The sequence below is a fragment of the Faecalibacterium prausnitzii genome, from assembly GCF_049532945.1.
GTDB classification, from domain to species: Bacteria; Bacillota; Clostridia; order Oscillospirales; family Ruminococcaceae; genus Faecalibacterium; species Faecalibacterium prausnitzii_N.
Window position 1 is genome coordinate 2,280,107 of the sequence record NZ_CP186691.1, and the last position, 18,859, is coordinate 2,298,965.

18 protein-coding genes are annotated in these 18,859 nt (G+C 58.8%); 13 read left to right on the plus strand and 5 right to left on the minus strand.

The annotated features are described in order from the left end of the window. Positions 1-14 precede the first annotated feature (14 nt). The 3 genes from miaB to ACNQFG_RS11415 form a co-directional block, all read right to left on the minus strand. Positions 15-1,397 carry a tRNA (N6-isopentenyl adenosine(37)-C2)-methylthiotransferase MiaB gene (miaB, locus tag ACNQFG_RS11405; protein ID WP_423404999.1) on the minus strand — a complete coding sequence of 461 codons (1,383 nt, stop codon included), beginning with the start codon at positions 1,395-1,397 and terminating at the stop codon, positions 15-17. 97 nt (positions 1,398-1,494) lie between these two features. Then, positions 1,495-1,884 carry a Fur family transcriptional regulator gene (locus tag ACNQFG_RS11410; RefSeq protein ID WP_097792335.1) on the minus strand — a complete coding sequence of 130 codons (390 nt, stop codon included), beginning with the start codon at positions 1,882-1,884 and terminating at the stop codon, positions 1,495-1,497. Between the two features lie 21 nt (positions 1,885-1,905). Continuing rightward, the gene (locus ACNQFG_RS11415; protein ID WP_423405000.1) at positions 1,906-3,180 is read right to left on the minus strand and encodes a replication-associated recombination protein A; all 1,275 of its coding nucleotides are present in this window, start codon (positions 3,178-3,180) and stop codon (positions 1,906-1,908) included. A 180-nt stretch (positions 3,181-3,360) separates the two neighbouring features. On the opposite strand from ACNQFG_RS11415, the gene ACNQFG_RS11420 reads away from it, so the two are divergent. The 10 genes from ACNQFG_RS11420 (at position 3,361) to ACNQFG_RS11465 (ending at position 12,463) form a co-directional block, all read left to right on the plus strand. After that, the gene (locus tag ACNQFG_RS11420; RefSeq protein ID WP_423405001.1) at positions 3,361-4,044 is read left to right on the plus strand and encodes an endonuclease III domain-containing protein; all 684 of its coding nucleotides are present in this window, start codon (positions 3,361-3,363) and stop codon (positions 4,042-4,044) included. A gap of 11 nt (positions 4,045-4,055) precedes the next feature. Further along, on the plus strand, positions 4,056-4,385 hold the full coding sequence (locus ACNQFG_RS11425; RefSeq protein ID WP_097792338.1) for a GlsB/YeaQ/YmgE family stress response membrane protein: 330 nt from the start codon (positions 4,056-4,058) through the stop codon (positions 4,383-4,385). A 440-nt stretch (positions 4,386-4,825) separates the two neighbouring features. Further along, positions 4,826-5,143 (plus strand): PadR family transcriptional regulator, encoded by a 318-nt coding sequence (locus ACNQFG_RS11430; RefSeq protein ID WP_097792339.1) that lies wholly within the window; start codon positions 4,826-4,828, stop codon positions 5,141-5,143. Further along, positions 5,140-5,652 carry a DUF2812 domain-containing protein gene (locus tag ACNQFG_RS11435; protein ID WP_423405002.1) on the plus strand — a complete coding sequence of 171 codons (513 nt, stop codon included), beginning with the start codon at positions 5,140-5,142 and terminating at the stop codon, positions 5,650-5,652. The genes ACNQFG_RS11430 and ACNQFG_RS11435 overlap by 4 nt, the downstream gene beginning before the upstream one ends. Positions 5,653-5,797: 145 nt before the next feature. Further along, on the plus strand, positions 5,798-6,298 hold the full coding sequence (locus tag ACNQFG_RS11440; protein WP_423405003.1) for a MarR family winged helix-turn-helix transcriptional regulator: 501 nt from the start codon (positions 5,798-5,800) through the stop codon (positions 6,296-6,298). After that, positions 6,291-8,612 (plus strand): ABC transporter ATP-binding protein, encoded by a 2,322-nt coding sequence (locus ACNQFG_RS11445; protein ID WP_423405004.1) that lies wholly within the window; start codon positions 6,291-6,293, stop codon positions 8,610-8,612. The genes ACNQFG_RS11440 and ACNQFG_RS11445 overlap by 8 nt, the downstream gene beginning before the upstream one ends. Position 8,613: 1 nt before the next feature. Then, positions 8,614-10,425: an ABC transporter ATP-binding protein gene (locus ACNQFG_RS11450; protein ID WP_044954204.1), complete on the plus strand. Its 1,812-nt coding sequence runs from the start codon at positions 8,614-8,616 to the stop codon at positions 10,423-10,425. Between the two features lie 132 nt (positions 10,426-10,557). Then, positions 10,558-11,301 carry an AzlC family ABC transporter permease gene (locus ACNQFG_RS11455; RefSeq protein WP_423405005.1) on the plus strand — a complete coding sequence of 248 codons (744 nt, stop codon included), beginning with the start codon at positions 10,558-10,560 and terminating at the stop codon, positions 11,299-11,301. After that, positions 11,298-11,609, plus strand: a complete 312-nt coding sequence (locus ACNQFG_RS11460) for an AzlD domain-containing protein (protein WP_118552850.1) — start codon at positions 11,298-11,300, stop codon at positions 11,607-11,609. The genes ACNQFG_RS11455 and ACNQFG_RS11460 overlap by 4 nt, the downstream gene beginning before the upstream one ends. A 5-nt stretch (positions 11,610-11,614) precedes the next feature. Then, positions 11,615-12,463, plus strand: a complete 849-nt coding sequence (locus tag ACNQFG_RS11465) for an SDR family oxidoreductase (RefSeq protein ID WP_423405006.1) — start codon at positions 11,615-11,617, stop codon at positions 12,461-12,463. 9 nt (positions 12,464-12,472) lie between these two features. Here ACNQFG_RS11465 and spoIVA read toward each other — a convergent pair whose 3' ends face one another. After that, positions 12,473-13,969, minus strand: coding sequence for a stage IV sporulation protein A (spoIVA, locus tag ACNQFG_RS11470; protein WP_423405007.1), 1,497 nt, complete (start codon positions 13,967-13,969; stop codon positions 12,473-12,475). A 111-nt stretch (positions 13,970-14,080) separates the two neighbouring features. Further along, complete coding sequence (locus ACNQFG_RS11475) at positions 14,081-14,926, minus strand: MurR/RpiR family transcriptional regulator (protein ID WP_423405008.1); 846 nt, start codon at positions 14,924-14,926, stop codon at positions 14,081-14,083. A gap of 497 nt (positions 14,927-15,423) precedes the next feature. Here ACNQFG_RS11475 and ACNQFG_RS11480 point away from each other — a divergent pair, with 497 nt between their 5' ends. The 3 genes from ACNQFG_RS11480 to ACNQFG_RS11490 all read left to right on the plus strand — a co-directional run bounded on the left by ACNQFG_RS11480 (position 15,424) and on the right by ACNQFG_RS11490 (position 18,801). After that, positions 15,424-16,776: an extracellular solute-binding protein gene (locus ACNQFG_RS11480; RefSeq protein WP_423405009.1), complete on the plus strand. Its 1,353-nt coding sequence runs from the start codon at positions 15,424-15,426 to the stop codon at positions 16,774-16,776. A gap of 111 nt (positions 16,777-16,887) precedes the next feature. Further along, entirely contained in the window at positions 16,888-17,811 is a 924-nt protein-coding gene (locus ACNQFG_RS11485; protein ID WP_005944588.1) for a carbohydrate ABC transporter permease, read from the plus strand. A gap of 15 nt (positions 17,812-17,826) precedes the next feature. Continuing rightward, positions 17,827-18,801 (plus strand): carbohydrate ABC transporter permease, encoded by a 975-nt coding sequence (locus tag ACNQFG_RS11490; RefSeq protein ID WP_005944590.1) that lies wholly within the window; start codon positions 17,827-17,829, stop codon positions 18,799-18,801. The last annotated feature ends 58 nt before the right edge of the window (positions 18,802-18,859 follow it).

Genomic DNA, 18,859 nt, shown 5'->3' on the forward strand with positions numbered 1-18,859 from the left:
CCGGGAAATCTTGGTCAATCTGCCAGCTCGCCCAGCAGGACGGTGGCGCGGGCACCGGTGAGGTGCACATTGGCATACCGGCCCATCCAGCCGGGGTCGGCGGCGAACTCGACGGTCAGGTTGTTGTCCAGACGGCCGGAGAGGGTGCCCTCATTGCGGCCAAAGCTCTCCACGAGGACGCGGACGGTCTGGCCCACCTGTGCCTTGACGAGGCCCATGGCGATCTCGTCCTGCACCTTGAGCAGGCGGGTCATGCGGTCGGTCTTTTCCTTACGGGGGGTGGGGTCCGGCATTTCGGCAGCCTTGGTGCCGGTGCGCTTGGAATAGATAAAGGTGAACAGCTGCATGTAACCGACCTTCCGGATCAGATCGAGGGTGCCCTGGAAATCCTCCTCCGTCTCGCCGGGGAAGCCAACGATGATGTCACTGGAAAAGGTGATGCCGGGCACAGTCCTGCGGGCGTACTCGATGAGTTCGAGGTACTGCGCAACGGTGTAATGGCGGTTCATCTGGGCCAGTATCCGGTCCGAGCCGCACTGCACCGGCAGGTGCAGGTGCTTGCACAGCTTCGGCTGGGCGGCAATGGTGTCGATCAGCTTGTGGCTGGCATCCTTGGGGTGGCTGGTCATAAAGCGGATGTGATAATCGCCGGGCACCGTGCACAGCAGGTTGAGCAGATCAGAAAAGTCCACCTTTTCTTCCAGACCCTTGCCGTAGCTGTTGACGTTCTGTCCCAGCAATGTGATCTCCTTATAGCCTGCCTCCACAAGACCGCGGAATTCAGCAAGGATATCACCGGGCTTGCGGCTCTTCTCGCGGCCGCGCACATAAGGCACGATGCAGTAGGTGCAGAAGTTGTCGCAGCCGTACATGATGGGCAGCCATGCGCGGAACTCGCTCTCACGCCGGATGGGGATATTCTCCACGATGACCGGGCGCTGGGCGGGCTCCATCAGCACACGCTTATGCTTCTGCAGCTTCTGGGCAATGAGCTGCGGCAGGGTGTCGATGCCGTCCACGCCAAACACCAGGTCAACGTAAGGATAGCTCTGGCGCAGCTTTTCTACCACGTGCTTCTGGTTGGCCATGCATCCGCACAGGCCGATGATGAGATCATGCTTTTTTTCCTTGAGTCCCTTCAGGGCACCTACGTTGCCGAACACACGCTGCTCAGCATGCTCACGCACGGCGCAGGTGTTGAAGAGGATCAGGTCTGCATCCTCGGGCTTATCGCACAGGCCATAGCCGATGTCCATCAGCACACCCTTGATCCGCTCGCCGTCGTTCACGTTCTGCTGACAGCCATAGCTGTGCACAAAGGCCAGCGGCGGGGTGTCGTATGTCTTGCGCACCAGCTCGGCGGCGGTGGCGTTGTGTTCAAATGCAATGTACTCCAATGATGAAACCATCCTTCGGTTCGATATTTTCAGAAAGCTCTTTTTAGTATACCCTGTTTTGCGCCGCAGGGCAAGTAGGAAGTGCGAATTTTTCGGTTCAGACGGAGGCTTCGGCCTGCTTTTGGGCGCAGGCCTCGCACAGGCCGAACAGGACCACCGCGCAGTCCTGCACGACGCCCTTCTGGCTGCGGACCAGCTTCATCACCTGCTTTTCGTCCACATCGGCGTCCACGACGCTGCCGCAGGCGTTGCAGTAGAGATGGCTGTGCCAGCACAGGGTGTGGTCGAACCGGTCGGCCTTGCCGGGGATGGAGACGCGGCGCACCCGACCCGCCTCCACCAGACTGTTCAGGTTGCGGTAGACCGTGCCGAGGCTCAGGCCGGGGCACTCCGGTGCAGCTTTGTCAAAAATCTCTTCCGCGGTGGGGTGGTCGCAGAGTTCTTCCACCTTCCGCAAAACCAGCTCGCGCTGCTTGGAATAACGCATAAGTTCCTCCTGTTGTGGTTTTTATACTTTGTCTTCGCCCTTGATGCGGGCCCAGTAGGCGCGGGTCGCCTGTTCGTTTTTGTTTTCCCCAAAGGTGTAGTACCGGACATCCCTGAGCACATCGGGCAGGTACTGCTGCTCCACCCAGTGGTGGGCGTAATCATGGGCGTATTTGTAATTCTGTCCCTTTACCAGCGCATCCTCACCGTCGTAGTGCTTGTTCTGCAGTTGGCGCGGGATCGGCCCGGTACGGCCCGCCTGCACATCCGCAATGGCCGCGTTGATGGCATCATGGGCACTGTTGGACTTAGGACTGGTGGCCACCAGAATGACGGCATCTGCCAGCGGGAGCCGTGCTTCCGGCAGGCCCACCATGTTGGCGGCATCAATTGCCGCCTTCACAATGGGGATGATCTGTGGATAGGCAAGGCCCACATCCTCGCAGGCACATACCATTAGGCGACGGCAGGCCGAGGGCAGATCTCCTGCTTCCAGCAGACGGGCCAGATAATGCAGCGCCGCATCCGGGTCGGAGCCGCGCATGGACTTCTGGTAGGCTGACACGATGTCGTAGTGGTCATCGCCCTCCCGGTCATACCGCATGGCAGTGCGGCGGGTGACCTGCTGGATCATTTCCAGCGTAATGTGCTTTTCCCCATCCTCAATGGGAGCTGCCGTCACCGCAAAATCAAGACAGCCCAGCGCCTTGCGCAGGTCGCCGCCTGCGCTCTCGGCAAGGTAGGCACAGGCATCCTCGTCCATGCAGACCTTTGTGCTCTCCCCTTCCGAAAGCTTTTTCAGTGCATTGTGCACCCCACGCTCCACATCCGCTGCCGAAAGTGATTTGAACTCAAACACCGTACAGCGGGACAGCAGCGCATTATAAATGTAGAAGTATGGATTTTCGGTGGTGGATGCAATGAGCGTCACCGAGCCGTCCTCAATGCATTCCAGCAGGCTCTGCTGCTGTTTTTTGTTCAGGTACTGGATCTCGTCCAGATACAGCAGGATGCCTCCCGCACCTGCCAGCGTGCCGATATCCTTGAGCACCGCCTTGATGTCCCCGGTGCCGCAGGAAGTGCCATTGAGCTTATGCAGCGTCATACCACTGTTTTCTGCAATGATGCGTGCCACCGTCGTTTTTCCGGTACCGGACGGGCCGTAGAAGATCATGTTCGGGATGCGTCCGCTCTCGATGGTACGGCGGAACACCCTGCCCGGTGCCAACAGATGCTGCTGACCGCAGACATCTGCCAGTGTTTTGGGCCGCAGACGCTGTGCCAGCGGTTCGTTCATCGGTCGTTCCTCCTCTTTGCTCATCTGAGACAATTTCCTGTTTATCATAGTATACCGCATTTCCCCGCTGAGGACAAGCGCTTCTTTGGCAGGGGCCTGCCCCGATATCGCAAAATTCATTTACAAACTCGTCGAAACATGGTATCATCAGGCTATCCTTATGTGAAACGAGGCGATCTCATGCGCAAAGCTTCCCCGGCGGAAGACCTTTCCGCCAAAAAGGCGCTGGCGCGCACGGTCATTGACCGATTGAAACAGGAATATCCGGACGCAGGCTGCACACTGGACTACGACCACGCCTGGCAGCTTCTGGTCAGCGTGCGTCTGGCAGCCCAGTGCACCGATGCCCGCGTGAACATTGTGGTGGAAGACCTGTTTGCAAAGTACCCCGATGTGGCGTCGCTGGCTGCTGCAGAACCCGAAGACATTGAAGCCATCGTCAAGCCCTGCGGGTTGGGACACTCCAAAGCGCGGGATATCTCCGCCTGTATGCGGGTGCTGCGCGATAAATACGGTTGTCAGGTGCCCACCACCTTTGAGGAGCTGCTCGCCCTGCCCGGCGTAGGCCGCAAGAGCGCAAACCTTATCATGGGCGATGTGTTTGGCAAGCCTGCTATCGTAACAGACACCCACTGCATCCGGCTGTGCAACAAGATCGGCCTTGTGGACGGCATCAAGGAACCGCAGAAGGTGGAAATGGCCCTGTGGAAGATCGTTCCTCCGGAAGAAGGCAGCGACCTGTGCCACCGCTTTGTGATGCATGGTCGGGCAGTGTGCAATGCGCGCAAACCAGAATGTGAACGCTGCTGCCTGAAGGATGTCTGCCGGTATGCGGCAGAGCAGGCAGCTGCACAAACCAAATAGGAGGTCTCATTATGATCACACTCTCGATCCTGATCGTCATCGCGCTCATCTGCGCTTTGGTTGGCTGCCTGATGGGCCTGTTCTCCCTTGTGGGGCTGCTGGCCTCGCTGGTCATCGGCGTACTGGTGGGCGCACTGGCCGGGTACATCGCAGGCCGCTTTATGGGCACCGAGACATCGTTTGCCCGCAACGCCGTTCTGGGTGTGCTGGGCAGCTTTGTCGGCGAGTTTCTGTTCGGCCTGGTCGGCATCCACGCGACCGGGAGCTTCAGCTCCTTTGTCATCTCCATCCTCGGTGCCTGCGTCTGCATTTGGGTGGACAATAAGTTTTTGAGAAAGTAAGATACCCTCTCAGGCGCTTCGCGCCAGATTCCCCACTCTGTCGCTTGCGCGACATCTCTCCCCGGCCGGGGAGAGTCTTTCCTCGAAGAGAGAGCCCTTGGCAAATCGGCCCGGTTTCTGCTGGACGCTGAAAGTATTTTGATATCGTAAACAAAAGTGCTCCGCTGTAAAGATCAGCGGCATCTGTACTGCGCTTTGACAAAGAGCGTTTGGATAGATGCTGTGAATCAAAACAGCGGAGCACTCTATTTTATGGTTTTATTGAACTTTGTTCCGTCAGCACAACCAAAACCGGCTTGCCAATGGCTCCCCCTTTGGGGAGCTGTCACGCAAAGCGTGACTGAGAGGGTTTCCTGCCAAAAAGCTCTTGACAGATATATCGACGTACGATATAATGCAATTACGATATATCGTGTGCCGATACAAAGTGAGGCGATACAATGGAAAATTTGGCTCTGACGGAATCCACTTACTACATCCTGCTTTCCCTCTACCACCCACAACACGGTTACGGCATCATGCAGCAAACTGAACAGCTCTCTGGCGGGCGAGTGCGGCTTGCCGCCGGGACCTTGTACGGTGCTTTGAACGCACTGTGCGAAAAAGGCTGGATCTCTCCCCTGCCCATGGAAAGCGGGAGCCGCAAGAAGGAATATCAACTGACGGAAACGGGCCTGGCCGTGCTCAAGCGGGAGCTGGCCCGCCTGGAAGAGCTGGCCGCGAATGGCCGCACCATCCTGAAGGAGGAATTGTCATGAGTGAGACGAAAACCCTGCACAAATGGTTCTGGGTCTGGGAATTTGAAAAAGAAGAACGCTGGCTCAACGAGATGGCACAGGAGGGCTGGGCGCTGACGTGTGGCGGCTTCTGCACCTACACCTTCGAAAAATGCGAACCGGGCGAATACATCATCCGGGTAGAAACACTGGACAACTCTTCTGATTTTGAAAATTTCATGGAGGAGCTTGGGGCCGAATCCGTTGGCCGCTGCTTCCGCTGGGGCTACTTCCGCCGCAAAGCGGAACTGGGCGAGTTCGACATGTTCTCCGACATCGACTCCCGCATCGCCCATCTGGACAAAATCGGCAAAACGCTGTTCCTGCTCTGTATGGCAAATATCGTGATTGGCCTTGCGAATTGTACCGGGGCCACCAGCAGCCGCCTGGGCTGGCTCAACCTGTTGTGCGCCGCCCTGCTGGCTTACGGGCTGGGCCGCATTCACGGAATGCGTGACGGGCTGAAACATGACCGTGCTCTCCACGAGTGACCCGCTCCCCTGCCCAGTGATGAAGAAATTGTAAAAAGAAATCTGACCCGCTTGCATTCCGGTGCAGGCGGGTATATTATTATCACACGCAAATAGTTATCAAGCGTTAAATATTTGCAGTAGATAACAAACAAGGAGGTTCCCCATGCCGAAGGAAAACGCCCCGGAGCTGTTCGGGCTGTTCCACTACTTCCACCAGCTGAGCGACGAAGCCAAGCGCGGGATGAAGGCATCCCTGGAAGAGTGCCCCAGGTGTCATTTCGTGATGCTGGAAGGCGTTCTGGCGAACATTGAACAGCACGGAACGGATGGAAGCATCTATGTTTCCGACCTGGCCGCTGCCGTCCGGCAGCCGATGCCCGCCGTTTCGCGGTGGCTGCGCCAGCTGGAGCAGGATGGACTGATCGAACGCATCACCGACCCGAACGACCGCCGCAAGACACTGGTGCACGTCACCGAAAAAGGCCTTGCTTCCAGCCGCCAGTGCGAGCTGGCCCTCAGCGGGTATTTCGACCGGGTGGCGCGCCGCCTGACGCCCCAGCAGCTGACCCAGCTGCAGGAACTGAAGGATGTTCTGCTGGATGCGGTGATGGCCGAAAATGCGGAATTCCAGACCAAATCGAAGGGAGACAATCAAAATGGGTAAGATCTTCAAGCAGCTGGCCCGGCACTGGGCCGTCTGTCTTGTGGTGTTCGCGCTGCTGTTCGTGCAGGCGTACTGCGATCTTTCGCTGCCGGACTACACCAGCAGGATCGTGGACACCGGCATCCAGCAGGGCGGCATTGAAAGCCCCCTGCCCCAGACCCTGCGCTCCTCCACGCGGGATGCGCTGTCGCTTTTGATGAGCGAAGAGGACGCTGATGCGCTCCAGAACGCCTACGGGTATTATCTTCAGGACGACGGCGTGCTGAAGCTGCGCACCGACCTGACCGCCGAGGAGCGTGCTTCTCTGGAAGAGATCGTCACCACGCCGGACATCGTGCTGTATATGGCCGCTTCGCAGGCTGCCAACGGCACCGGGATGCCCGCGCAGGGCATGGCTCCCCTTTCGGAGTATCCGGCCGCTTCCAGCGAGGCCGCTGAGAGCGCAGCCTCCTCGGAAAACACTGAGGATACCGCAGCCCCCACTGCTGCCGATCTGGACACCGTATGCGCCCAGTTTGCGGCCATGGCGCAGATGCCGGGCTTCTCCCGCGAGATGATCCAGCAGCAGCTTGCCAGCGCAATGGCACAGATCGACGAGACGACCCTTTCCAGCATGGCCAGCCAGGCCACCCTGCTGGTCAGCCTGGAATACGAGGCGCAGGGCGTCGCGCACGACGTCCAGATGCAGTATCTGTTCCGAGTGGGCGGCCAGATGCTGGGCCTGACTTTGCTGATGGTGGTGGTCGCCATTCTGGTGGGCCTCATCGCCTCCCGCGTGTCGGCTGCCATCGGCCGTGACCTGCGTCGGCAGACCTTCTCCTCCGTCATCCATTTCTCCAATGCAGAGATCGAGAATTTTTCCACCGCATCTCTCATCACCCGCACCACCAACGACATCCAGCAGGTGCAGTTCGTCTGCGTCATGCTGCTGCGCATGGTGGCCTATGCGCCCATTCTGGGCATTGGCGGCGTGCTGCATGTGCTGAACAGCAGCACCGGCCTTTCCTGGATCATCGTGCTGGATGTGGCCGTTCTGCTGCTGCTCATCCTCTTCCTGATGAGTGTGGCCATGCCCAAGTTCAAGATCATGCAGAAGCTGGTGGACCGGTTGAACCTCGTCAGCCGCGAGATTCTGACTGGCATCATGCCGGTGCGTGCCTTCAGCCGTGAAAAGTTTGAGGAGGAGCGCTTCGACAAGGCCAACAAAGACCTGATGAGCACCCAGCTGTTCACCAACCATGCCATGGTTGCCATGATGCCCTTTATGACCCTCATCATGAACGGCACCAGCCTGCTGATCGTCTGGTTCGGCGGCAAGGCCATGGACAACGGCACCATGCAGGTGGGCGAGATGATCGCATTCATCACCTACACCATGCAGATCGTCATGTCCTTCCTGATGCTGGCCATGGTGGCCGTCATGCTGCCCCGCGCCGGTGTGGCTGCGGAGCGCATCGACGAGGTGATCCGCACCAGGGCCACCATCAACGACCCGGACGAAGCTGCTGCAAAGCCCGCGCAGGAGCACGAAAACTGGCAGGGTGAGGTAGAGTTCCACGATGTGAGCTTCCGCTTCCCGGGTGCGGACAGCGATGCGCTGGAGCACATCAGCTTTACCGCAAAGCCCGGCGAGACCACCGCCATCATCGGCTCTACCGGCTGCGGCAAATCCACCCTGCTCAACCTCATCCCCCGCTTTTATGATGTCACCGGCGGCAGCGTGACCGTGGACGGCATCGATGTGCGCAATATGCCGCAGGCACAGCTGCACGACCTGCTGGGCTATGTACCCCAGAAGGGCGTGCTGTTCAGCGGCACCATCGACTCGAACCTGAAGTTCGGCGGGGAGCACATCACCGATGCCGATGTGAAAAAGGCCGCTGCCATTGCGCAGGCCACCGAGTTCATCGACGCAAAACCGCAGGGCTACCAAAGCCCCATTGCACAGGGCGGCTCCAATGTGTCCGGCGGCCAGAAGCAGCGCCTTTCCATTGCACGCGCCATTGCCAAGGACCCCAAAATTTATCTGTTCGACGACAGCTTTTCTGCCCTCGACTTTAAGACCGATGTTGCCCTGCGCCGTGCACTGAAAGCCCAGACCGATAACGCTACCGTTATCATTGTGGCACAGCGCATCTCCACTGTGCTGCACGCAAACCAGATCCTGGTGCTGGACGAAGGCCGCCTGGTGGGCAAGGGCACCCATGCCCAGCTGATGGCTTCCTGCCCGGAGTATCAGGAGATCGCCCGCAGCCAGCTGAGCCAGAAGGAGCTGGACCTCAAATCTCTGAATACCGAAAAGGAGGGTGAGTGATATGCCAAGACCCGGACGCATGACGACCGAACGCGCCAAGGACTTCAAGGGCACCCTGCTGCAGCTTGTGCGCAACCTTGGCCGCTACCGCCTTTCGCTCGTTACCGCCATTGTATTTGCCATTCTTTCTACCATCTTCAATATTGCAGGCCCTAAGGTGCTGGCAAAGGCCACCACGGCTCTTGCCACCGGCTGGATCGCCAAGCTGCGCGGCACCGGCAGCATCGACTTTGTGTATATCGGCCGCATCCTGCTGTTTTTGCTGGGCATGTACCTGCTGAGCAGCGCCTTCAGCTTTATTCAGGGCTGGCTCATGACCGGCCTTTCCCAGAAAGTCTGCTACGACTTCCGCAAGCAGATCAGCGAAAAGATCAACCGCCTGCCCCTTGCCTACTTTGAAAAGCGCACCGTGGGCGAGGTGCTGTCCCGCATCACCAACGATGTGGACACGCTGGGCCAGAGCCTGAACCAGAGCATCACCCAGCTCATCACCAGTGTGACCACCATGATCGGCGTGCTGGTCATGATGCTGTCCATCAGCCCGAAGATGACCCTGATTGCCCTGCTGATCCTGCCCGTCTCGCTGGTGCTGGTGCTCATCGTAGTTCGGTTCAGCCAAAAATACTTCAAGGCACAGCAGGCCATTCTGGGCGTTGTGAACGGTCAGGTGGAAGAAGTCTACTCCGGCCACAACGTGGTCAAAGCCTTCAACCGTGAGGCCGTGGTGCTGAACGACTTCAACGCCGCCAACGATAAGCTGTACGAATCCGCATGGAAGAGCCAGTTTCTCTCCGGCCTGATGATGCCCATTATGAACTTTGTGGGCAATCTGGGCTACGTGGCAGTGGCCATCGTGGGCAGCATTTTTGCGGCAAACGGCACCATTACCATCGGTGACATTCAGGCCTTCATCCAGTACGTCAAGAACTTCACCCAGCCCATCCAGCAGCTTTCTCAGGTGTCCAACATGCTGCAGAGCATGGCCGCTGCCGCTGAGCGGGTGTTCGAGTTTCTGAACGAGCCGGAAGAGGATCAGCAGGCAGACCCGGCCCGCCGGGCCGACCCCGGCTGCATCAACGGTCAGGTGACATTCAGTCATGTCCGCTTCGGCTACACCCCGGACAAGACCGTCATCCACGATTTCAGCTGTGAGGTCAAGCCCGGCCAGAAGGTGGCTATCGTCGGCCCTACCGGCGCGGGCAAAACTACCATGGTCAAGCTGCTCATGCGCTTCTATGATGTGGATTCCGGTTCCATCACCCTGAATGGCCACGATGTGCGTGACTTTGACCGCAGCGCTCTGCGCGAGGGCTTCGGCATGGTGCTGCAGGACACATGGCTGTTCAAGGGCACCATCATGGAGAACATCCGCTATGGCCGTCTGGATGCTACCGACGAAGAAGTGATCGCCGCCGCCAAGGCTGCCAACGCTGACCACTTCATCCGCACCCTGCCCGGCGGCTACCAGATGGAGCTGAACGAAGACGCTTCCAACGTGAGTCAGGGCCAGAAACAGCTGCTCACCATCGCCCGCACCATTCTGGCAGATAACCGCATCCTGATTTTGGACGAAGCCACCAGCAGTGTGGATACCCGCACCGAGCAGCGCATCCAAACCGCCATGGATCGCCTGATGGAGGGCCGCACCAGCTTTGTGATCGCACACCGTCTTTCCACCATCCGGGACGCCGACCTCATCCTTGTGATGCGAGATGGCGACATTGTGGAGCAGGGCACCCACGACCAGCTGATCGAAGCAGGCGGCTTCTACGCCGACCTGTACAACAGCCAGTTCGAGGACGTGGTGGAGTAAGCCACAGCTCCCTTCTCTGTGAAAATGCCTCAGCTTTCCTTCCAAAAGCTGAGGCATTTTCTTTTGTCTTTGCCGGGCGGATGTGCTATAATTGTTTTCGTTTCTTGAAGTAGGAAAGGAGTCTGGAACTCAATGGAAACTGCAGTCAAGCCCTACGCATTCAGCCGGAAGGTGTTCTGCGAAGGGATGCGGGACGGTGTGCCCATCGCACTGGGGTATTTTGCTGTTTCCTTCTCGCTGGGCATTGCGGCCCGAAACGCGGGCCTGACCCCCATCCAGGGGTTTGTTGCCAGCCTGTTCAACAATGCTTCCGCCGGAGAATATGCGGCGTTCTCGCTCATTGCCGCCGGGGCCGCCTATCTGGAAGTGGCTATCATCACACTGATTGCCAATGCGCGCTATCTGCTCATGAGCTGCGCACTGGCCCAGCGCTTTGCGCCGGGCACACCCTTCTTCCATCGGCTCATCATCGGCTACGATGTCACCGATGAGCTGTTCGGCATCACCATTGCACGGCCCGGCAGCCTGAACCCATATTATACCTACGGTGCCATTCTGCTGGCGGCACCGGCTTGGGCCATCGGTACGGCGTTGGGCATCATTGCGGGCAATCTGCTGCCGCTGCGGGCTGTCAGTGCGCTGAGCGTTGCCCTTTACGGCATGTTCCTTGCCATCATCATCCCCCCGGCCCGGAAGAACAAGGTCGTGGCCGTTCTGGTGGCGCTGAGCTTCGCCCTCAGCTTTGTGTGCAATTACCTGCCGGGTATCGCATCGCTCTCCGACGGCACCCGCACCATCCTGCTCACGGTGCTCATCTCCTGCGGGGCGGCGGTGCTGTTCCCGGTTCCCACGCAAGCTGAGGAGGCTGAACAATGACATACAACAATTGGGTCTACATCGCCGTGATGGCGGCGGTCTCCTACGCCATCCGCGTTCTGCCGCTGACGCTCATCCGCAAGCCCATCCAGAACCGGTTCATCCAGTCGTTCCTATTTTATGTGCCCTATGTAACGCTGGCTGTGATGACCTTTCCGGCCATCGTCAACGCCACCCAGAGCCCTCTGGCCGGTGCGGCTGCGCTGGTAGTGGGCATCGCCGCCGCCTGGTTCGGGGCCAGCCTGTTCCAGGTGTCGGTCGCCTGCTGCGCCGTGGTGTTTGTTCTGGAATTGTTTTTGGTACGGTGATGAAGATGCAGAAGATCCTTGTTTCCGGTGCGGGCGGTTTTGTCGGGGCCCGCGTGATGCAGCAATGGCGTGAAAAAGCAGAGCTTTTTGCGTTTCCGCGCGGGTTTCTGGCGGCGGCCACGCAGGAAGACCTCTGCCGTTTTGCTGCACAGGTGCAGCCGGACGTCGTGCTGCATCTGGCCGCGCTCTCTGACACCGGCTACTGCCAGCAGCACCCGGAAGACTCCCGCCGCGCCAATGTGGACGTGTCGCTCTGGATGGCGCGGGCCGCGGCCGAGACCGGCGCGAAACTCGTGGCGTTCAGCTCCGATCAGGTGTATTCCGGAGCAGCGCAGAAAGGCCCCCTGCCCGAAACGCTGTCCCTTTCCCCCTCCAACATCTATGGGCAGCACAAGCTGGAAGCCGAGCAGCGGGTGCTGGAAGTCCTGCCGGACGCCGTGTTTCTGCGGGTACCCTGGATGTATGACCTGCCCGGCTATGGGCTGCCCATCCGCGGCAATCTGCCGCTGAATCTTCTGCGTGCCGCTCTGCGTAGGACGCCGGTGCAGTTTTCCGCCCACGACTGGCGGGGCATCAGCTTTGTGCGGGAGGTCATCGAGAACCTGTATCCGGCGCTCTCCCTGCCCGGCGGTGTGTACAACTTTGGCAGCGACAACGACCGCAGCATGGTCGAGACCGCACGGCAGTTCGCGGAATTGCTGGGCATTTCCGTTGCCATCGAGATCACCGACTGGCACCGCAACCTGCGGATGGATGGCTGCAAAGCCGCCGCGCAGGGCATCACCTTCTGCTCCACGCAGGAGGGGTTTGCGCGGTGCCTGAGGGAGTATAACCTCTCAGGCAGGCTACGATGACGGAGCGGTTCACAGCAAAATACAGATGAGGCCGCTGCATCCATCGTTGATGACCCGTTCCAGCGTTTCCTGCAGGCGGGTGCGGGCCTCCTGCGGCATGTGCAGCAGCTTGTTCTGCAGCCCTTCGTTCACCAGCTCGTGCAGGCTCTTGCCAAAGATGTTGGATTCCCACAGCTTTTCCGGGTCGTCCTCAAAGCCGGCCAGCAGGCTGCGGGCAAGGTCCTCGCTCTGCTTTTCGGTGCCCACGATGGGGCTGATCTCGGTGTGGATGGTGGCCTTCATCATCTGGATGGAGGGCGCGCAGGCTTCCAGACGGACACCGTACCGCCCGCCCTGCCGGATGATCTCCGGTTCTTCGAGCGAAAGCTCGTCGATGGTGGGCATCACGATGCCGTATCCGGTGGCCTCCACCTGTTCCAGCGCACTGCGGATCTTTTCATATTCGCGTCTGGCTCTGGAAAGCTCCATGATGCAGGGCATCAGGCCCGCTTCGTCGCCAATGGCAAGGCCGGTCTGCTCGCTCAGCACCCGGTAGAACACATCCGGCTTGAGCAGAACGGTCACCCGCACGATGCCCTCCGAGAGATCCATGCCACTGAGGGTAGAGCGCTCCACCGAATCGCTGGCAAGGGCTCCGGCGCTGTTTTGGGCCGGGACATCTTTCATGCGGGAGATCTTCTCCGAAAAATCCAGCGCGGCCGTGTAGATCTCCGTTTGGAGCCAGTGGCCCCGGTCCAGCATCGTGACCCAGCGCGGCAGGGCAAAATCCAGCTCCTGCACCGGGAACTCGTAGAGCACCCGTCGCAGAATCTCGTGCAGGGCGGCGCGGTCCAGGTCGATGCAGCTCACGGGCAGCACACTGCGCCCATACGCCTGCTCCATCTGCGCCGCAAGGGCCTGCGTTTCCGGCGCATCCGGGTGGGTGCTGTTGAGCAGGATGATGTAGGGCTTGCCCAGCGCATCCAGTTCTTCCACGACCCGCTGTTCGGCGGGAAGATAGTTTTCCCGCGGGATCTCGCTGATGGTGCCGTCGGTGGTGACCACGATGCCGATGGTGGAATGTTCGCAGATCACCTTGCGGGTGCCGGTCTCGGCGGCAAGGTCGAAGGGCACCTCGTGGTCGAACCACGGGCTTTTGACCATGCGGGGCTTGTCGTTCTCCTCGTGGCCCATAGCCCCTTCCACCATGTAACCCACGCAGTCGATGAGCCGCACCCGGCACTCGCCGCCGCCCTCCAACTGCAGGGGCACGGCTGCTTCCGGGATGAATTTTGGTTCCGTGGTCATGATGGTGCGGCCTGCTGCCGACTGGGGCAGCTCGTCCCGGGCACGGAGGCGGGCGTCGTCCTCCTCGATGGCAGGCAGCACCAGCTGCTCCATAAATTGCTTGATGAGGGTGCTCTTGCCGGTGCGCACCGGGCCCACCACTCCGATCAGGATCTCGCCGCCGGTGCGTGCGCCGATCTCGCGGCAGACCGTGGCTTCCAAACGTTCCTGCTTTTCCAAAATGGTCTCCTCCTGTCCGCATCTGGCGTTCTCAGAGACACTATATTCTCAAAACGCAAAAATAGAACCCTCTCCCAGCGCACAAGGCTGACGGAGAGGGTTTCCTTTTTATTAGAGCAGCTTGATGGCCACGGCCTCGCTCGTGCGGTCCTGGGCATCGTTGGCCTGCTGGGGGTCATCCAGCATGTAGCGGAGCAGCAGCACCTCAGCCACGTAGAGCACCGACACCTTGATGGGGATGCTGCCGGAATCCAGCGGGCTTTCCTGTGCGCCGCAGAGCAGCACCACGTCCGCCAGCGCAGCGCCCGGCGAGTCCTCGTAGTGGGTCAGCAGGACGATCTTTGCACCGGATGCCTTTGCGGTACGCAGGGTCTCCATCATGTCGCGGGTCGCGCCCGAATAGGAGACGAAGAGCACGACGTCCTCCGGCGTCATCAGGCTGGCGGAGAGAAGCTGCAAGTGGCTGTCTCCTGCCGTGCGGAACTTGTTGGACAGGCTGGAAAAGCGGGCACAGATATCATTGGCCAGCAGCATGCTGCCGCCCTGCCCCAAGCAGAACACCTGCCTTGCTGCCCGCAGCAGATCCACGGCCTTGTCCACCGCATCCGGTGAAAGGGCGCTCTGGGTGCCATTGATGGCCGTGATGAACAACGCGCTCGCATGCTCACAGAGCTTGTCGGTGGTCGTGCCCGGTTCTGGCTCCTGCTGATTGATGAGCGAAGCGGTCGCATTGGCCTGCGCCAGCGCAATGCGCATTTCATGATAGCCCTCAAACCCCAGCGCCCGGCAGAAGCGGAAAACGGTCGCCTCGGCCACCTTGCACTCCCGCGCCAGCGACGAGATCGAAAGATACTGCGCCTCGTCGGCATGGTGGATGAGGTAATCCGCCACCATCCGCCCAGATTTGGTCAGCTCGTCCTGCCGCTGGTGCAGCAGCTCCCAGAAATTAGTAGACATGTCAGCTTTCTCTCCTACTTTTTCCCCGGCATCTGCGTCTGCTCCGCCGCACACGGCGCTGTGACGCCTTTGCCGGGACTCTTTCTTAATGAAAGTATAAAAGAATCTTTCCTCCTTGGCAAGAGCGGCTTTCACCACAAATCACCGCCGTTTTCTGTGCAGAGCGTCCAATTTCAGCCTGAAAGTGCGACTTATTTCCGAAAATTCTTTTCAAAATCAGACAAAAACGCCCCTTTTGTCTTCGAAAACTTTTTTCAGGCTATGTAAAATCCGTGTTTTTGCAATGGTTACAAAATGGCTACAATCACCAAAAATCCCGCTGTTTCTGAAAAAGAGTCGTTCTCTTCGCTTGATTTGGTAGTTGTTCACAAGAAAGTTTTTTCAAAATTGTGTATTACATAGATAGACAAAATGAAAATATTTTTCTATAATAAAGGCAACAACAGCGGCTCGACACGATAAGCCGCAAACATATGATATGCAAGGAGAATTTCGTTATGAAAAACTGTATCTCTCGTCGCTCCTTCCTGAAGGCCGCTGGCATTCTGGGCGCAGCCGGCGCTCTGGCCGCATGCGGCGGTTCCTCTTCTTCCAGCACCGCAGCGTCTTCGACCGCCTCTTCCGCAGCTGCTTCCAGCACCGCCTCTGCCGGTGCAAGCATCAAGCTGTGGACATACCCCATCGGCGGCTGGGGCAATGACGAGACCGTTCAGGGTCTGGTTTCCAGCTTCAACGCAAAGTATCCTGACATCAAGGTCACTGTGGAGTATCTGGACTACACCAACGGCGACGATCAGGTGAACACCGCTATCGAGGGTGGCAGCGCACCTGATCTGATCATGGAAGGTCCTGAGCGTCTGGTTGCAAACTGGGGCGCAAAGGGCGTTATGGCTCCGCTGAACGACCTGTGGACCGACGATGCCAAGAAGGACATTTACGAGTCCGTTGAGTCCGCCTGCAAGGACACTGCCGGCAACTACTACGAGTATCCCCTGTGCATGACCGCACACTGCATGGCCGTGAACATGACCAAGGTCAAGGAAGTAGGCGCTGACCAGTACATTGATACCGACAAGCATACCTGGAGCACTGACGGCTTCCTGAAGACCGTTGATGCCCTGTACAACGGCGGTTACGAGAACGTTGCAGCCATCTACTGCGCAGGTCAGGGCGGCGACCAGGGCACCCGCGCCATCATCAACAACATGTACGGCGGCACCTTTACCGATGCAGCCCACACCAAGTACACTGCCGACTCCGCCGAGAACATCAAGGCGATCCAGACCCTGCACGACACCAAGGGCATCAACTTTGACGCTTCCATCGCAGGCGGCGACGAGATCACCCTGTTCCGCAACGGCACCCTGCAGATGGCTTTCTGCTGGAACATTGCACAGCAGGCCAACAGCGACAACAACGACGCCGGTCTGACCAACGATGGCGACGAGATCTTCCCCATGGCCTTTCCCACCGACAGCGGCGACCCGAAGCTGTGCGGCGGCATCTGGGGCTTCGGCATCTTTGATAACGGCGACGAGGCCAAGATCGAAGCAGCCAGGACCTTCATCGACTTCATCGCTGCCGACCCCGATCAGGTCAAGGACAGTGTGCTGGCTTCCACCTACTTCCCGGTCCGCACCAGCGTGGGCGATATCTACGCCGACAACGAGATCATGAGCGAGTACAGCAAGTTCATGGCTTATCTGGGCGACTACTACCAGATCACTCCGGGCTGGGCAACCGCACGTACCGAGTGGTGGAACATGCTGCAGCGCGTCGGCTCCGGTGAAGATGTCGAGACTGCCGTCAAGACCTTTGTGGACAACGCAAACGCTGCCGCACAGGCATAAGCCCATCCACTCTGCCGGGGGCAGATAATTATTGACGCTTCGCCCCTTCCTCGAAGATCCCGACGAGGGAGGGGCTTTATTTGTAAAAAAAAATCATAACCGAAAGGAACGGTGATCCTCTTGGCTGCAAAAACGGCGATCAAAGAGCCTAAGCGCAGCAGTGCGCTGGTACGGCGCGAGACCTTCGCTTCCTATTGCTTCCTGCTGCCCAGCCTGATCTTCTTTCTGGGCTTCGTCATTTACCCCATGGTGCTGTGCGTGGTGACCAGCTTCTTCGATTCCACCATGAACCGTGCCGATATCTTTGTGGGCCTTGCAAACTATAAGGAACTGTTCACAGACCCCATCTTTCTGGGTGCCTTAAAGAACACCTTCATCATCGTGGTGGTGTCCGTGCCCGTGACCTGCGCCTTCTCGCTGTGGGTCTCCTCTGCCATCGTAGACCTGCCCGAGTGGGCTACCAGCCTTTTCCGTTGCGTGTTCTACCTGCCCGTGGTCACCGGCTCTGTGGCTGTTACCGTGGTGTGGAAGTGGATGTACAACAACTACTATGGCATCTTCAACTATCTGGGCAAGACTCTGGGCCTCATTGACAAGAACATCAACTGGCTGGGCGATGAGCGCTTTGCTCTGGGCTGCATCATCCTGATCCTGCTCACCACCTCTGTGGGCCAGCCCATCGTGCTGTACGTTTCCGCTCTGGGCAATGTGGACCAGTCCATCGTGGAAGCCGCAGAAGTGGACGGTGCCACCGATTTCCAGTGCTTCTGGAAGATCAAGTGGCCCGCCATCATGCCCACCACCCTGTACATTCTGGTCATTACCACCATCAACTCCTTCCAGTGCTTTGCGCTGATCCAGCTGCTGACTTCCGGCGGCCCCAACCACAGCACCGATACCATCATGTACTACATCTACTACACCGCCTTCAAGCTGTACCGCTACGGCTACGGCAACGCAATGGGTGTGGTGCTGGCAGTCATCATCGCCATTCTGTCGGCTGTCCAGTTCAAGCTGGGCAACCAGGATAATTAAAGGAGGTGCCGGACAATGAGTGCAAATGCCGCTGCAAAAAAGCAAAAACCGTTGAAGCGTCACCCCAGCAAGCTCAAGAGAATGAGCGCCTACATGATCCTGACGCTGATCCTCATCAGCATCGTTGCGGTGCTGTTCGCCTTCCCGCTGTACTGGATCATCACCGGTTCCTTCAAGACCGGTGCCGCCATCAACGCCACCACCCCGGAATGGTGGCCCAGCCAGTGGGTGCTGACCAACTACCAGAAGCTGTTTTCCGGCAAGAGCGCCCCGCTGTGGCAGCTGGCTGTGCCCTTTGGCTCCAAGTTCAGCGCTAACGGCGAGCCCATCTACTTCTCGGTAGGCCCCACCGCTCCCGCTGCCATCCGCTGGATGATCAACACCGTGTTCATGGCCGTCATGTCCATGATCCTCACCTGCATCACAGCCGCCATGGCCGGCTATGCACTGGCAAAAAAGCGCTTTGTAGGCCGCAAGCTGCTGTTCACTCTCATCGTGTGTGCAATGGCTCTGCCCAAGCAGGTCATTCTGATCCCCCTGCTGCGCGAAATGAGCAGCCTGAACCTGTACAACACCATCTGGGCCGTCATCTTCCCCATCGTGGGCTGGCCCTTTGGTGTGTTCCTGATGAAGCAGTTCAGTGAGGGCATCCCCACTGAGATGCTGGAAGCAGCCCGCATCGACGGTGCAAGCGAGGCCAAGACCTTTATCGACATCGTGCTGCCCATGGTCAAGCCGGGCATCGGCGCACTGGCCATCTTCACCTTCATCAACAGCTGGAACGACTACTTCATGCAGTTGATCATGCTGTCCAGCACCAGCAACCTGACCATCTCGCTGGGCATTGCAAAGCTGCAGGCGGAGAACAGCACCGACTTTGGCCTGATCATGGCAGGTGCCGCACTGGCTGCTGTACCTATCATCATCATCTTCCTCATTTTCCAGAAGTACTTTACCAAGGGCATCGCTATGGGTGCTGTTAAGGGCTAAAATCCCGACCGCCGCCTGCGGCGGAAACAGGGAGGGATTTTTGGCGCAGCGGTCTGCA

Bases quoted from the DNA above. Each gene is read 5' to 3' on its own strand.
- ACNQFG_RS11425 (WP_097792338.1), top strand. From the start codon at position 4,056: ATGATCACACTCTCGATCCTGATCGTCATCGCGCTCATCTGCGCTTTG.
- ACNQFG_RS11445 (WP_423405004.1), top strand. From the start codon at position 6,291: ATGGGTAAGATCTTCAAGCAGCTGGCCCGGCACTGGGCCGTCTGTCTT.
- ACNQFG_RS11440 (WP_423405003.1), top strand. From the start codon at position 5,798: ATGCCGAAGGAAAACGCCCCGGAGCTGTTCGGGCTGTTCCACTACTTC.
- ACNQFG_RS11435 (WP_423405002.1), top strand. From the start codon at position 5,140: ATGAGTGAGACGAAAACCCTGCACAAATGGTTCTGGGTCTGGGAATTT.
- ACNQFG_RS11465 (WP_423405006.1), top strand. From the start codon at position 11,615: ATGCAGAAGATCCTTGTTTCCGGTGCGGGCGGTTTTGTCGGGGCCCGC.
- ACNQFG_RS11420 (WP_423405001.1), top strand. From the start codon at position 3,361: ATGCGCAAAGCTTCCCCGGCGGAAGACCTTTCCGCCAAAAAGGCGCTG.
- ACNQFG_RS11430 (WP_097792339.1), top strand. From the start codon at position 4,826: ATGGAAAATTTGGCTCTGACGGAATCCACTTACTACATCCTGCTTTCC.
- ACNQFG_RS11475 (WP_423405008.1), bottom strand. From the start codon at position 14,926: ATGTCTACTAATTTCTGGGAGCTGCTGCACCAGCGGCAGGACGAGCTG.
- ACNQFG_RS11415 (WP_423405000.1), bottom strand. From the start codon at position 3,180: ATGAACGAACCGCTGGCACAGCGTCTGCGGCCCAAAACACTGGCAGAT.
- ACNQFG_RS11455 (WP_423405005.1), top strand. From the start codon at position 10,558: ATGGAAACTGCAGTCAAGCCCTACGCATTCAGCCGGAAGGTGTTCTGC.
- ACNQFG_RS11490 (WP_005944590.1), top strand. From the start codon at position 17,827: ATGAGTGCAAATGCCGCTGCAAAAAAGCAAAAACCGTTGAAGCGTCAC.
- ACNQFG_RS11450 (WP_044954204.1), top strand. From the start codon at position 8,614: ATGCCAAGACCCGGACGCATGACGACCGAACGCGCCAAGGACTTCAAG.
- ACNQFG_RS11460 (WP_118552850.1), top strand. From the start codon at position 11,298: ATGACATACAACAATTGGGTCTACATCGCCGTGATGGCGGCGGTCTCC.
- ACNQFG_RS11410 (WP_097792335.1), bottom strand. From the start codon at position 1,884: ATGCGTTATTCCAAGCAGCGCGAGCTGGTTTTGCGGAAGGTGGAAGAA.
- ACNQFG_RS11480 (WP_423405009.1), top strand. From the start codon at position 15,424: ATGAAAAACTGTATCTCTCGTCGCTCCTTCCTGAAGGCCGCTGGCATT.